Below are 14056 nucleotides of genomic sequence, written 5' to 3'. Positions count from 1 at the left end.
GCGCGCAGCCGGCCCGATAGGGGAGATCCACCGACCGTGTTGTCCATCCTGTTCCAAGTGCTCTACCTGGTGGTCTACGTCTTCTTTCTGACCCTTCTGGCGCGTTTCATCCTGGGGGCGGTGCTGCAGTACGGGCGACGTTGGCAGCCGGGCCGCGGGGCCTCGGCGGCACTGGAATCGGTGTGGAGCGTCACTGATCCACCGCTCAAGGCGTTGAGGCGTGTGATCCCGCCGCTTCGAATTGGTACCGTGAGCTTGGACCTGGCCTCCCTCGTCCTGCTGGTTATCCTGTTCGTGCTGATGAACTTCGTGTTGGCCCGCCTGATCGCAGCGTTCAGCTGAGACCGGGCAGCTACCCACGCGGCCGCAACTGACCCGAGGAGTTTCGATGCCGCTGACCCCCGCCGACGTGCACAACGTCGCCTTCAAGAAGCCCCCGATCGGCAAGCGGGGGTACGACGAGGAGGAGGTCGACGCCTTCCTTGACGAGGTCGAGCGCGAACTCGCCCGTCTGATCGAGGAGAACAACGAGCTGCGCGCTCAGGTCGAGCGCGGCGGCGGCCGTGGCCCGGCCCCGGCGGGACCGGGTGCCGACCCGCGCCTGGCGGCCGAGCTGAACGACATGAAGGCCCAGCTCGACCGCGTCCAGCGGGACAAGGCGGCCGCCGAGCAGGCGGCCCGCCAGATGCAGGCGGAGCTCGAGCAGGTCCGCGCCCAGGGCGGCCCCGTGGGCGCCCCGGCCGGCGGCGCCGGCGGCGACGGCGAGCAGCAGGCGCTGCGCGTCCTCATGATGGCCCAGCGCACCGCCGACGACCACGTGTCCGACGCGCGCCGCGAGGCCGACAAGCTGCTGTCCGACGCGCGCTCCAAGGCCGAGGAGGTCACCCGCGAGGCCCGCGCCAAGGCGGACGCCCTCGAGCGGGACGCGCGCCAGCGGCACCAGGAGGCCATGGGCGGCCTGGACGCCAAGCGCTCCGCGCTGCAGAAGCACATCGAGGAGCTCAAGCAGTTCGAGCGGGAGTACCGGACGCGCCTCAAGGCGTACCTGGAGAGCCAGCTGCGCGACCTCGACGGTCGTGGCCAGGGCCTCGAGGCCGAGATGACCCGCGCCGACAGCCAGCGCGCCGTGGGCGGCTCGGGTGGCCTCGCGGCCGCCGGCCTCGCCGGTTCGTACGGCGGCGGCCGGGGCGGCTCGATCGAGTCGGGTCGCTGACGCCACTCGCTCGTTGTACTGAACGCAAGACACGGATGTCGCTGCGTCGAGGGTGAACGATGATCGTCGGTAGTCTCCTGCTCATCCTCGGCGCCGTGGCGCTGCTCGTCCTGGGTCTGACCTGGGGTTCCAGCGTCCTGCTCATCAGCTCGATCGCCGTCAGCCTGCTGGCCGCCGTCGCCCTCGTGGTCGGCGCCCGGCAGGCTGCGGCGCGTTCGGGGCTCGCCGCGCCCGTCCCGCCGGCCGCCGCCGAGGCGCCCACCGTGCCGCGGGCCCGCACCCAGGAGCCCGTCGCCCCCGCCTCCGTCGCGGACGACGAGCCCGGCGCCACCTACGACGACCGCACCGGCGCCTTCGCCCGCGACCGCGCCCCCGCCCGCGACGCCGCCGAGCCGGCCGTGGAGCCGGCCGTGGAGCCCGCCGCCGCGCCCGCCACCGGGCGGGCCGTCGTGACCGAGGACGAGCCGGAGGCCCGGCCCGCCGCCCCGCAGCAGCGCGGCGCCCCCGACGACGGGCTCGCCGAGCCCGACCCGGAGGACCCGGCCGACGAGCCGCGCGCCCAGTGGGTCGCCCCCGCCGACGCCGCCCGGCTGGCCGTCACCACCATCGAGGTGCTGGTCGTCGACCAGCGGCCGCGCTACCACGTCGCCGGGTGCCCGTTCCTCGGCGGCCGGGAGACCGACGCGCTGCCGGTGGCCGAGGCGATCGACCTGGGGTTCACCCCGTGCGGCCTGTGCCGCCCCGTCGACCGGCTGCTGCGCACCCACCACGCGTGACCTGCGTCCCTCCGGGCGCACCGGGGGCCGATGATCGGCACAATGAGGCGTGGCCCCCACCGACCGTGCCTCCGCGCGCCGTGCCGACCCGCGGCCGCCGCTGAGCGTGCCCGTGCGGGTCAAGCCGGGCGCCGGGCGCGACCGGGTGGGCGGCCGGTACGACGGGCCGCACGGGCCCGCCCTGGTGGTCGCGGTGTCGGCGCCCGCCGTCGACGGCCGGGCCACCGAGGCGGTCCGCCGGGCGCTCGCGGCCGCCCTGGGGGTGCGCCCCGCCGCCGTGACCCTGCGGCTCGGCGCCACCAGCCGCGACAAGGTCTTCACGGTCGACGGCGACACCGGCGCGGGCGTCGCGGCGCTGCTCGCCGGGCTGCGGGACGGCGGGCCGTGACCGCCGGGCTGGACCTGGCGCTGCTGCTCGGCGCGGCCGTGCTGCTGGTCGCCGTCGCCGCGGTGCGGCTGTCGACCCGCATCGGCCTGCCCAGCCTCCTGGTGTACCTGCTGCTCGGCGTGCTGGTCGGCGAGGACGGCCTCGGCGTGCAGTTCAGCGACGCCGAACTGACCCGCACGCTCGGCTTCTGCGCGCTCATCCTGATCATCGCCGAGGGCGGCCTGACGGCCCGGTGGAGCTCGCTGCGGCCGGTGCTGCCGCTGGCGGCGATGCTGTCGACCGTCGGCGTGCTGGTCAGCATCGCGGTCGTCGGGGCGGTGCTGCACATGGCGCTCGACCTGGACTGGCGGCTGGCCCTGCTCTACGGGGCGGTGCTGTCGTCCACGGACGCCGCCGCCGTGTTCTCCACCCTGCGCCGGTTGCGCCTGAAGCCCCGGCTGGTGACGACGCTGGAGGCCGAGTCCGGCATCAACGACGCGCCCGTCGTGCTGCTGGTGGTGCTGCTGTCGTCGGACCCGTCCGCCGCGCACCCCTGGTGGCAGGAGGTGCTGCTCATCGCGTACGAGCTGGCGGCCGGCGCCTGCATCGGCGTGGTCGTGGCGCAGGCGGGGTGCTGGCTGCTGCGCCGGGCCGCGCTGCCGTCGGCGGGGCTGTACCCGATCGCCGCGGTGGGCCTGACCGTGCTGGCGTACGCGGCGGGCGCGGTGGCGCACGCGTCGGGCTTCCTGGCCGTGTACGCGGCCGGCGTGGTGCTCGGCAACGCCCGCCTGCCGCACCGGCGGGCCATCCTCGGCTTCGCCGACGGGCTGGCGTGGCTGGCCCAGATCGGCCTGTTCGTGCTGCTGGGCCTGCTGGTGTCGCCGAGCCGGCTGCCGAACGCCCTGCTCATCGCGGTGGTGGCCGGCGTCGCCCTGCTGTTCGTGGCCCGGCCGCTGTCGGTGGCGGCGTCGGCGGTGTGGTTCTCCGCCGGCCGGCGCGGGCTGCGCACCGGCAAGCGCGAGCAGGCGTTCCTGGCGTGGGCGGGCCTGCGCGGCGCGGTGCCGATCGTGCTGGCCACCATCCCGCTGTCGCTGGACGTGCCGGGCGCGCAGACCCTGTTCGACGCGGTGTTCGTGCTGGTGATCATTTTCACGCTGGTGCAGGTCGGCACGATGGGCCCGGTGGCGCGGCTGCTGAAGGTCGGCGCCCCGGCGGAGGCGGCCGAGCTGCACGTCGAGACGGCCCCGCTGGACCGGATGCGGGCCGACCTGCTCCAGGTGCGGGTGCCGCGCGGCTCCCGGCTGGCCGGGGTGCACCTCGACGAGCTGCGGCTGCCCGTGGGGGCGGCGGTGACGCTGGTGCTGCGCGACGGCGCCGGGTTCGTGCCGGGCCCGGACACCCGGCTGCGCTCCGGCGACAACCTGCTGATCGTCTCGACCGCGGAGGTGCGCGACGCGGCCGAGCGGCGGCTGCGGGCGGTCAGCCGGCGCGGGCGGCTGGCGCGCTGGTACGGCGAGGACGGCTCGGGCGAGGACTGAACCGTTAGCGACCTGTTCGTCACGGTTCGTGGGCACGGCTCGGAGCGGCATGTTGTCGGAGCCGTTCACGTTCCGTATCCTTGCCAACCTCCGGAGTGCGCGGCGGACCTGTTCGCCGCGCTGTTGTGTAGGTGTCGCCCGGCGGGCGCGGGGCCCGCCCACGGCGGCGCCGCGCCGCGGAGGCAGAAGGCCCGCACCACGAGGCACGGCGATCACCGCACCAGCGGCCGAGGAGCGATCATGGCGAAGACGACCAACACGACGACCGCACCGGGCAAGGCCGCCGCGAAGAACAAGCGCAGCGACGCCGAGATGGACAAGATCCGCCTCGCGCTGACCGAGCGCCGCGACGAGCTCCAGGCGGAGTACGACCAGACGCTCGCCGAGATCACCGAGCTCCAGCGCGACCGGCTGGCCGACTCCGGCGGCGACGACCAGGCCGACACCGGCACCAAGACGTTCGAGCGCGAGCAGGAGATCACCCTCGCGAACAACATCCTCGAGCGCATCACCCAGGTCGAGCGCGCGCTCGAGCGGGTCGCCGAGGGCCACTACGGCAACTGTGAGCGGTGCGGCAACCCCATCCCCGTGGAGCGACTGGCCGCCTTCCCGTCCGCTACCCTCTGCGTGTCCTGCAAGCAGCTGGAGGAGCGACGCTGAACACCGACGACACCCCTGCGACCGGCGCAGCACCCCGCGCCAGCCGGCGGGCGGTGTCGGTCCTGGTGGCCATCGCCCTCGCCGGGCTCACCGTCGACCAGGTCGTGAAGCACCTGTCGGTCAGCATGCTCGACCCGCAGGACCCGGTCCGGGTCCTCGGCGGGCTGGTCTACCTGTCGCTGGTGCGCAACAGCGGCGCCGCGTTCAGCCTGGGCAGCGACTACACGTTCGTCTTCCCGCTGATCACCATCGTCGTGATCGGCTGGATCACCTACATGACCCTGCGGCTGCGCTCGATGCCGTGGGCCGTCGCGCTCGGGCTGGTCCTGGCCGGCGCGCTGGGCAACCTGACCGACCGGCTGTTCCGGGCGCCCAGCTTCCTGCACGGGCACGTGGTCGACATGTTCAGCCTGTTCGCGCCGTACGGCGAGCGCTTCGCGGTGTTCAACGTGGCCGACAGCTGCCTCAGCGTCGGCGTCGTCCTCGCGGTGCTGCTGGAGCTGACCGGCCGCCAGCGCGACGGCACCCGGCTGCCGGGCAACGCGAAGAAGCACGAGCAGAGGGAAGAGGCCGAGCAGCGGTGACCACGGCATTCGGCGGCGACCGGCGGTCCCTGCCGGTCCCCGACGGCCTCGACGGCATGCGCCTCGACCAGGCCGTCTCGCGCCTGTTCGGGCTGTCGCGCACCGCCGCGGCAAGCCTCGTCGAGGCCGGCGACGCGCTGGTCGACGGCGTGCCCCGCCCCAAGTCCGACAAGGTGGCGGCCGGTTCCTGGCTCGAGGTGGTGCTGCCCGCGCCCGCCGGCGCGCCCACCGTCGTCGCGCAGCACGTCACCGGCCTGTCCATCGTGTACGCCGACGAGGACCTGGTGGTCGTCGACAAGCCGGTCGGCGTGGCCGCCCACCCCAGCCCCGGCTGGACCGGCCCCACCGTGCTCGGCGGGCTGGCCGCCATGGGCCAGAGCGTCGCCACCACGGGCGCCGCCGAGCGGCAGGGCATCGTGCACCGGCTCGACGTCGGCACCACCGGGCTGATGGTCGTGGCCAAGAGCGAGATCGCGTACACGCTGCTCAAGCGGGCGTTCAAGGCGCGCGAGGTGGAGAAGCGGTACCACGCCGTCGTGCAGGGCCACCTCGACCCGCTGCGCGGCACGGTCGACGCGCCGATCGACCGGCACCCCACCCAGGACTACCGCTGGGCGGTCGTGTCGGGCGGCAAGCCCAGCGTCACCCACTACGACACCATCGAGGCGTTCCGGTCGGCCAGCCTGGTCGACATCCGCCTCGAGACGGGCCGCACCCACCAGATCCGGGTGCACATGTCGGCGCTGCGGCACCCCTGCGTCGGCGACCTCACCTACGGCGCCGACCCGACCCTGTCGGCGCGCATCGGGCTGGCCCGGCAGTGGCTGCACGCCCGCCGGTTGGCCTTCCTGCACCCCCGTACGCAGGACGAGGTCTCGTTCACCAGCGACTACCCTGAGGATCTGGAGCACGCGCTCGGGGTCCTGCGCGACCCGGGCTGAGCAGGCAGAGCCGAGGGGCGAGGGGGACGCCGGGCATGGGCGTCGGAAACACGCTGGGGAAGCTCGACAGCCGGGTGCTGCCGCCGCTGGGCCGGGCGTTCGGCCGGCTCGCCGGCGGGCCCGCGCGGCTGCGGCTGGTCACCGGCCTGGGCCTGCTCTGCGCCTGCGCGGTGATGCTGACGGCCGTCTGGGCGGTCGACCGGCCCGCCGCGCCGCCCGTGGCGCCGCCCGGCGAGGTGGTGCGGGTCGGCGTCGTCGACGGGCAGTCCGTCGGCGGCTACGTGACCGCGAGCGAGGCCGAGCTGGGCGCGCTGCTCGCCGACCCGGCGCCGGCCACCGCGACGGCCGAGGTGTACGCCCTGGTCAGCCTCGTCACCTACTTCTCGCCCAACCGGCTGGTCCCGGTGCTGGGCGACGTCGGGGTGTCCGAGGTGTACGCCCGGGCGCAGCTGCCCGGCATGCAGACGCAGGTGGTGCGAATTCCGGCGTACCGGGTGCCGGCGGACGTGATCGCCGGCATGCAGGACGTCGCCCGGGGCCGCGATCAGGAGATCGCCGACTACGGCCAGTTGCGGCGCTCGCTCACCGGCGACAGCAAGGCGGAGCACCGGCTGCGGGCCGCGTACGACCGCGGCACCGCCGTCGCCGCCGCCGAGGCGGCCGCTTACCGGGCGGGCTGCGCGTGCGTCTACGCGGCGGTGGTGCGGGCCGCGCCGCCGGTCCTCGACCAGCTCTCCCGCCGGTCGGGGGTGCGCGCGGTGGACCCCGCGCCGGAGGTGACCCGCCTGGACCGCACCGAGTTCCGCCCGCCCCTGCCGGAGCGGGTGGTCGACCCGGACCGGCCCGCCCCGCGGGCGGGGGAGCCGTCGCCCGCCGCATCGACACCCACCGTCACGGTGCGCGCACTGGCGCCCGCCCGGCCCGCCCGCGGCGGCGGTGTGATCTCCGACTCACCGGGCCGATCCGTGACGTCGTCGTCACCGGGCACCGGGGCCGCCGCGGCCGCGCCTGCCGTACCCTCGTCGGAGCCCCCGGGCCCGGCCGCGGGTGCCTCGTCGTGACGGCACCAGCATCCGGACGCACACCCGCGCGTTGACATGTCGTCGGGGGGCTGCGTGGTCGCGCAGCGCTGCCCGGCCGGTCGGCGGGAGGCGTGGGCCCGGAAGCGGCGGGAAAGAGAGACACCGAGGACTAGGTATGCGGGTGTGGCCCGAATAGGGTCTACGTCCGTAGCCTGTCAGGCGGAACCGGATGGGCGTGGGAGGACGAGCCGTGGATGGGACCGAGACCGGCTGGGGCCGGCCTGCGGAACCAGCCCCGCGATGGCGGGCGCTGCTCGACCGTGCCCTGCTCGGCTCCCGCACCGGCGAGCAGCAGCAGGTCGGCGCCGCCGACACCGACCCCGACGGCCGCCCGGTCGTGCCGCGCGGCGCGGACGAGCCGCCGCCGCTGCCCACCCGCCCGGTGAACCCGCTGGAGCGCCGCCCCCGCAACCCGCTCGACCCGGCGCGCGGGCCGCAGCCGTACGGCAGCCGCGCGCTCGAACCGCCGCCCAACGGCGGCGACGTGCGCCCCGACGGCCGCCCGGTCAACCCGCTCGCCGCCCGCCCGGTCAGCCCGCTCGGCGGCCAGCGCGGCGGCGACCCGCAGCGGCCCGTCAACCCGCGGCCGGTCAACCCGCTCGACCGGCGCAACCGCGAGGGCCGCGACGGCTGGGGCGAGCCGCCCCGCGCCCTGGAGCAGCGCCCGCAGAACCCGCTGGAGCGGCGCGGCCCGCAGCTCGGCGAGAGCTTCCCGCGCCGCACCGACCCGGGCGCCGACCAGCCGCACAGCTTCTTCAACCCGGCCACCCGGGCCGTGCCGCCGCCGATCGCGCGGGTCAAGGACGCCCCGGGTTACGCGCCGGCCCGGGCCGCCGCGTCGGTGCCGTCGGTGCTGCAGCCGCCGCCCGCGCCGCTCGTGCCGCCGTCCCCGCCCGTCGCGCCGCCCGTCGCGCCGCCGGCCCCGCCGCCCGTCGCGCCGCCCGCCGCCGTTCCGCAGCCGATGGCGCCGCCGTCGGTCGCGCCGCAGTCGCCCGGCCGCATCGAGTGGCGGCAGACCCGCGCCGACGAGGACGTGGAGCGCGCCATCGCGGTGCTGCGCCGGTCGCTGGGCAAGCCGCGGGTGCTGGCGTTCGCCAACCCGAAGGGCGGCGTGCACAAGACCACCGCCACGGTGCTGGCGGCGGCCACCATCGGCAGCGTCCGCGGCCGCGGCGTGCTGGCCTGGGACGACAACGAGCTGCGCGGCACCCTCGGGCTGCGCGCGGGCAGCGCCCGGCACGCCCGCACGATAAGGCACCTCGTGGCCGAGCTGATCGAGATCGAGAACCTGCACGGCGACGACCTCACCGACCGGCTCGACGACTACCTGCGGCACGCCTCCGACGGCTCGTACGACGTGCTGGCCGGCGAGGAGAACCCGCGGTTCGCCCAGCGCCTCGACCAGAGCACCGTGCGCCGCGTGATGGACCTGCTGCGCCGCACCCACGACGTGATCTGCGTCGACACCGGCAACAACGTCGAGAGCGTCAACTGGCAGACCGTCATGCGGGCCGCCGACCAGCTGGTCATCACGACGGTGCCGCGCGAGGACGCCGCGTTCACCGCCGACTGGATGCTCGACCTGCTCAACGACATCGGCATGGAGGAGCTGGCCGCGAACGCGGTCACGCTGCTGTCCTGCCCGACGGCCGGCCCGCTGCCGCTGCTGGAGGATCTCAAGGCGCACTTCGCGACGCGCACCCGCGCGGTCGCCGTGGTGCCCTACGACCCGGCCCTCGAGGTCGGCTCGTCCATCGAGTACAACGTCCTGCAGCCGGGCACGCGGGCGGCGTGGCTGCGGGCGGCGGCCACGATGATCGAGCCGTTCGGCCAGTAGGGCGCGCCGCCGCCGGGGCCCGTCGGACCCAGCGGCTAGAGTCGCAGCACGAGTTCGGCGATGAGGAGGCTTGGTGTCCGATTCGTTCGTGCATCTGCACGTTCACACCGAGTACTCGATGCTCGACGGCGCCGCCCGCCTCAAGGAGCTGATGGCCGAGTGCCAGCGGCTCGGCATGCCCGCCGTGGCGATCAGCGACCACGGCAACATGCACGGCGCCTACGACTTCTACAAGCAGGCCACCGCCGCCGGGCTGACCCCGGTGATCGGCGTCGAGGCCTACGTGGCGCCCGAGTCGCGCTACCTGAAGCAGCGGGTCAAGTGGGGCCGGCCGGAGCAGAAGTCCGACGACATCTCCGGCAACGGCGCCATCACCCACAAGACGATGTGGGCGAAGAACAAGACCGGCCTGCACAACCTGTTCACGCTGAACAGCCGCGCCTCGATGGAGGGCCAGCTCGGCAAGTGGCCGCGCATGGACATGGAGCTCATCGCCGAGCACGCCGAGGGCATCATGGCCACGACCGGCTGCCCGTCGGGGGCGGTGCAGACCCGCATCCGGCTGGGCCAGCTCGACGAGGCGGTCAAGGTCGCCGGGCAGTACCAGGACATCTTCGGCAAGGACAACTACTTCCTCGAGCTGATGGACCACGGCATCGAGGTGGAGAAGAAGGCCCGCGACGGCCTGCTGGAGGTCGCGAAGCGGCTGAACATCCCGCCGCTGGTCACCAACGACTCGCACTACACCAGCGAGGCGCAGTCCGAGGCGCACGACGTGCTGCTGTGCGTGCAGACCGGCTCCAACGTGGCCGACCCGAACCGGTTCCGGTTCGATGGCACCGGCTACTTCGTGAAGTCGGCCGAGCAGATGCGCGCGGTCAACTCCGACGAGATCTGGCTGGAGGGCTGCCGCAACACGCTGCTGGTCGCCGAGAAGGTCGACACCACCGGCATGTTCGAGTACCGGAACCTGATGCCGCGCTTCCCCGTGCCGGAGGGCGAGACGGAGGAGAGCTGGTTCCGCAAGGAGACGTTCGCGGGGCTGGCCCGCCGGTTCCCGGAGGGCGTGCCGGACACGCACGTCACGCAGGCGGAGTACGAGCTCGGCGTCATCCTGCAGATGGGCTTCCCGTCGTACTTCCTCGTGGTCGCCGACTTCATCCAGTGGGCGAAGTCGCAGGGCATCGCGGTCGGCCCGGGCCGCGGCTCGGCGGCCGGCTCGCTGGTCGCGTACGCGCTGGGCATCACCGACCTGGACCCGCTGCCGCACGGCCTGATCTTCGAGCGGTTCCTCAACCCCGAGCGCGTGTCCATGCCGGACGTCGACATCGACTTCGACGAGCGCCGGCGCGGCGAGGTCATCCGGTACGTGACCGAGAAGTGGGGCGAGGACAAGGTCGCCCAGATCGCGACGTTCGGCACGATCAAGGCGAAGGCCGCGATCAAGGACTCGGCGCGGGTGCTCGGCTTCCCGTACGCGGTCGGCGACCGGATCACCAAGGCGATGCCGCCGGCGGTGATGGGCAAGGACATCCCGCTGTCCGGCATCTTCGACCGCGACCACAAGCGCTACAACGAGGCCGGCGAGATCCGCACCCTGTACGAGCAGGACCCGGACGTCAAGAAGGTCATCGACACCGCCCGCGGCATCGAGGGCCTGATCCGGCAGACCGGCGTGCACGCCGCCGGCGTCATCATGAGCGCCGAGCCGATCATCGAGCACATCCCGCTCATGCGGCGCGACGCCGACGGCGCGATCATCACGCAGTTCGACTACCCGACCTGCGAGACGCTCGGCCTGCTCAAGATGGACTTCCTGGGCCTGCGCAACCTGACGATCATCGACGACGCGGTCAAGAACATCGAGCTCAACCACGGGCGCAAGGTCGACCTGCTGTCGCTGCCGCTGGACGACAAGGCCACCTACGAGCTGCTGTCGCGCGGTGACACCCTGGGCGTGTTCCAGCTCGACGGCGGGCCGATGCGCTCGCTGCTGCGCCTGATGAAGCCGGACAACTTCGAGGACATCTCCGCGGTCCTGGCGCTGTACCGGCCGGGCCCGATGGGCGCCAACTCGCACACCAACTACGCGCTGCGCAAGAACAAGCAGCAGGAGATCACGCCGATCCACCCCGAGCTGGAGAAGCCGCTCGAGGAGATCCTCGGCCCCACCTACGGCCTGATCGTCTACCAGGAGCAGGTGCAGCGCGCCGCGCAGATCCTCGCCGGCTACTCGCTCGGCAAGGCCGACCTGCTGCGCCGCGCCATGGGCAAGAAGAAGAAGGAGGTCCTGGACAAGGAGTTCATCCCGTTCCGCGACGGCATGCGCGCCAACGGGTACTCCGACCAGGCCATCCAGGCCATCTGGGACATCCTCGTCCCGTTCGCCGACTACGCGTTCAACAAGGCGCACACCGCCGGGTACGGGCTGGTGTCGTACTGGACCGGCTACCTCAAGGCGAACTACCCCGCCGAGTACATGGCCGGTCTGCTCACGTCCGTGGGCGACGACAAGGACAAGATGGCGCTGTACCTGTCGGAGTGCCGCCGCATGGGCATCCAGGTGCTGTCGCCCGACGTCAACCAGTCCGCCGGGCCGTTCACGCCGGTCGGCAAGGACATCCGGTTCGGCCTGGGCGCGGTGCGCAACGTCGGGCACAACGTCGTCGAGGCGATCGTCCGCTGCCGCAAGGACAAGGGCGAGTACACCGACTTCTACGACTTCCTGTCCAAGGTGGACCAGGTCGCCTGCAACAAGAAGACCGTCGAGTCGCTGATCAAGGCGGGCGCGTTCGACTCGATGGGCCACTCCCGCAAGGGCCTGCTGGCCGTGCACGCCGAGGCGATCGACGCGTACGCCGACGTGAAGCGCAACGAGGCCGCGGGCCAGTTCGACCTGTTCGGTGCGTTCGGCGACGAGGCGGGCGGCAGCTCGGCGACGGTCGCGATGCCGACCATCGGCGACACCGAGTGGGACAAGCGCGACAAGCTGGCCTTCGAGCGCGAGATGCTCGGCCTGTACGTCTCCGACCACCCGCTGGCCGGCCTGGAGCACGTGCTGGGCCCGGCCGCCGACACCTCCATCGCCTCGCTCGCCGAGGAGGGCGGGGTGCCCGACGGGCAGATCGTCACGCTGGCCGGCATCCTGTCCGGCGTGCAGCGGCGCATCACCAAGCAGGGCCGGGCGTGGGCGTCGGCCACGCTGGAGGACCTGGCCGGCGGCGTCGAGACGCTGTTCTTCCCGAACACCTACGAGGTCATCGGCCAGTACATCGCCGAGGACGCGATCGTGGTGGTCAAAGGCCGGGTCGACCGGCGCGACGACACCCCGCGCATCATGGCGATGGACATGTCGATGCCCGACATCACGAACGCCTCCGCGACCAAGCCGGTGACCCTGACCCTGCCGGTGACCCGCTGCACCCCGCCGCTGGTCGACCAGCTCAAGGAGGTGCTGCGCATCCACCCCGGCGACTCCGAGGTGCACGTGAAGCTGCAGAACGGCAGCCGCACCACGATCCTGCGGCTCAACGCGCTGCGCGTCGCGTCCACCCCGGCCCTGATGGCCGACCTCAAGATGGTGCTCGGCCCGGCCAGTGTCAGTTGATCCGCGTGCGCACAGCTCGGGCTGGCACGATCAGAGGGTGACCGACCCGTACGCCGGGTACGACGGCCCCGCGGTGCCGCCGTACCTCCCGCACGAACCGTTCCCGGCCCCGCCGCCGCAGCGGCCGCGCCGGCCCCTGGGGCGCGCGCTGCGGGTCGCCGGCCTGACCGCCGGCGCCCTGCTGCTGCTCGGGGGGCCGCTGGGGCTGCTGTGGCGCTGGCTGGCCCCGGACGGCCGGGTGGTGCAGACCGCGCAGGGCCCGTACCCGGTCGACCCGCAGCCCGAGCAGTACGTGGCCGCCGACGGCACGTTCGCGCTGCTCGGCCTCGCCTTCGGGGTGGCGGCCGCGATCGGCACGTGGCGGCTGGTGCGCCGGCACCGCGGGCCGGTGCAGCTGGCCGCGGTCACCCTCGGCACGCTGGCGGCGGGCCCGGCCGCGTGGCTGGCCGGGCGCACGTGGGGGCACGCGGAGTTCGAGCGCTGGGAGCGCACCGCCGCCGCGGGCACGCAGGCGGTGCAGCCGCCGGACCTGCGCGCCTGGGGGGTGGTGCTGGTGCCGGCGTTCGCCGCGGTGATCACCTACACGCTGCTGGCCGGCTGGGCGCACGACCCGGACCTCGACCCCGACGCCGCGCCGGGCGTCTGGCAGCCGCCGCTCAGTTCGGACTCGCCGGACGACCCAGCTCCGACAGCGGCACCGGCACCGCACGCACCTGGCGCAGCAGCGCCACCTCACGGCTGAGCAGCCGCAGCTCGTCGCGCAGGCGGGTCAGCGTGTCGGGCGCGGCCAGCAGCGCCTGCCGGTCGTCCACGGCCAGCTGGGCGCTCGCGGCCACCAGGTGCGACAGCACGGTCGGGTCGTCGGGCACCTGGTCGAGCACCTCGGTGGCCGGCTGCAGCAGCTCCAGGTACTGGCGGAACACGGCCAGCACCCGCGGCGCGAGCAGCGCGGCGGCGGGGCTGTCGGCGCCGTCGTCGAGCCACTCCACCTCGGCCGTCAGGTACGGGGCCACGCCCGCGTCGACGCCGAGCACCCGGAACCGGCGGCGCCCCACCGTCACGATGTCGAACCGGCCGTCCGGCAGCTCGCTGACCTGGCGCAGCTCGGCGGTGCAGCCGATCTCGTGCAGCTCGGGCACCTCGGCGGGGTCCGCCGCCGGCGCGGCGTCGCCGGCGACCTCCCAGCCCCGGCGCAGCGCGACGACGCCGAACTCGTGCGGGCCGTCGCCGGGCTGGGCCACCAGGTCGCGGACCAGGCTGCGGTAGCGGTCCTCGAAGATGTGCAGCGGCAGGACCAGGCCGGGGAACAGCACCGTGCTCAGTGGGAAGACCGGCAGCTGCTCCGTCACGCCTGCGAGCCTAGTCCTCGGGGCTTCATGGTCAACATCGGCTGTCTCGGGGTTGCGGTGGGGGGTTCCGGGGGCGGGGTGACCCGCTCCGGGCGGTCAGGC

General features: G+C 73.9%; 13 protein-coding genes. 12 read left to right on the top strand and 1 reads right to left on the bottom strand.

The genetic code is table 11. The features are described 5' to 3' along the window. Positions 1–36 precede the first annotated feature (36 nt). The 12 genes from Sya03_RS13715 (at position 37) to Sya03_RS13660 (ending at position 13347) form a co-directional block, all read left to right on the top strand. The gene (locus tag Sya03_RS13715) at positions 37–342 is read left to right on the top strand and encodes a YggT family protein (protein WP_203938660.1); all 306 of its coding nucleotides are present in this window, start codon (positions 37–39) and stop codon (positions 340–342) included. Between the two features lie 46 nt (positions 343–388). Next, positions 389–1213 (top strand): DivIVA domain-containing protein, encoded by an 825-nt coding sequence (locus tag Sya03_RS13710; RefSeq protein WP_203938659.1) that lies wholly within the window; start codon positions 389–391, stop codon positions 1211–1213. A 59-nt stretch (positions 1214–1272) separates the two neighbouring features. Then, positions 1273–1989 carry a hypothetical protein gene (locus Sya03_RS13705; protein WP_203938658.1) on the top strand — a complete coding sequence of 239 codons (717 nt, stop codon included), beginning with the start codon at positions 1273–1275 and terminating at the stop codon, positions 1987–1989. 49 nt (positions 1990–2038) lie between these two features. Continuing rightward, positions 2039–2377: a DUF167 domain-containing protein gene (locus Sya03_RS13700; RefSeq protein ID WP_239107458.1), complete on the top strand. Its 339-nt coding sequence runs from the start codon at positions 2039–2041 to the stop codon at positions 2375–2377. Beyond that, a complete protein-coding gene (locus Sya03_RS13695; protein ID WP_203938657.1) occupies positions 2374–3894 on the top strand; it encodes a potassium/proton antiporter in 1521 nt (506 codons plus the stop codon). The genes Sya03_RS13700 and Sya03_RS13695 overlap by 4 nt, the downstream gene beginning before the upstream one ends. A gap of 240 nt (positions 3895–4134) precedes the next feature. Next, positions 4135–4554 carry a TraR/DksA family transcriptional regulator gene (locus Sya03_RS13690; protein WP_203938656.1) on the top strand — a complete coding sequence of 140 codons (420 nt, stop codon included), beginning with the start codon at positions 4135–4137 and terminating at the stop codon, positions 4552–4554. Continuing rightward, the gene (gene lspA, locus Sya03_RS13685) at positions 4527–5138 is read left to right on the top strand and encodes a signal peptidase II (protein WP_370872155.1); all 612 of its coding nucleotides are present in this window, start codon (positions 4527–4529) and stop codon (positions 5136–5138) included. Before Sya03_RS13690 ends, lspA begins: the two co-directional genes overlap by 28 nt. A 56-nt stretch (positions 5139–5194) precedes the next feature. Continuing rightward, a complete protein-coding gene (locus Sya03_RS13680; protein WP_370872157.1) occupies positions 5195–6079 on the top strand; it encodes an RluA family pseudouridine synthase in 885 nt (294 codons plus the stop codon). Positions 6080–6114: 35 nt separating this feature from the next. Next, positions 6115–7140 (top strand): hypothetical protein, encoded by a 1026-nt coding sequence (locus tag Sya03_RS13675; RefSeq protein WP_203938653.1) that lies wholly within the window; start codon positions 6115–6117, stop codon positions 7138–7140. 211 nt (positions 7141–7351) lie between these two features. Next, positions 7352–8998, top strand: a complete 1647-nt coding sequence (locus Sya03_RS13670) for an AAA family ATPase (protein WP_370872014.1) — start codon at positions 7352–7354, stop codon at positions 8996–8998. Positions 8999–9071: 73 nt separating this feature from the next. After that, on the top strand, positions 9072–12605 hold the full coding sequence (gene dnaE / locus Sya03_RS13665) for a DNA polymerase III subunit alpha (RefSeq protein WP_203938651.1): 3534 nt from the start codon (positions 9072–9074) through the stop codon (positions 12603–12605). A 37-nt stretch (positions 12606–12642) separates the two neighbouring features. Next, complete coding sequence (locus Sya03_RS13660) at positions 12643–13347, top strand: hypothetical protein (protein ID WP_203938650.1); 705 nt, start codon at positions 12643–12645, stop codon at positions 13345–13347. Here the strand turns inward: Sya03_RS13660 and Sya03_RS13655 are convergent. After that, complete coding sequence (locus Sya03_RS13655) at positions 13262–13954, bottom strand: LON peptidase substrate-binding domain-containing protein (RefSeq protein ID WP_203938649.1); 693 nt, start codon at positions 13952–13954, stop codon at positions 13262–13264. The genes Sya03_RS13660 and Sya03_RS13655 overlap by 86 nt on opposite strands. Between the last annotated feature and the right edge of the window lie 102 nt (positions 13955–14056).

The sequence above is a fragment of the Spirilliplanes yamanashiensis genome (assembly GCF_016863475.1).
GTDB lineage: Bacteria > Actinomycetota > Actinomycetes > Mycobacteriales > Micromonosporaceae > Spirilliplanes > Spirilliplanes yamanashiensis.
This window is presented reverse-complemented; position numbering and strand designations above follow the sequence as displayed.

Bases quoted from the DNA above. Each gene is read 5' to 3' on its own strand.
- Sya03_RS13710 (WP_203938659.1), top strand. From the start codon at position 389: ATGCCGCTGACCCCCGCCGACGTGCACAACGTCGCCTTCAAGAAGCCC.
- Sya03_RS13705 (WP_203938658.1), top strand. From the start codon at position 1,273: ATGATCGTCGGTAGTCTCCTGCTCATCCTCGGCGCCGTGGCGCTGCTC.
- Sya03_RS13690 (WP_203938656.1), top strand. From the start codon at position 4,135: ATGGCGAAGACGACCAACACGACGACCGCACCGGGCAAGGCCGCCGCG.
- Sya03_RS13680 (WP_370872157.1), top strand. From the start codon at position 5,195: ATGCGCCTCGACCAGGCCGTCTCGCGCCTGTTCGGGCTGTCGCGCACC.
- Sya03_RS13675 (WP_203938653.1), top strand. From the start codon at position 6,115: ATGGGCGTCGGAAACACGCTGGGGAAGCTCGACAGCCGGGTGCTGCCG.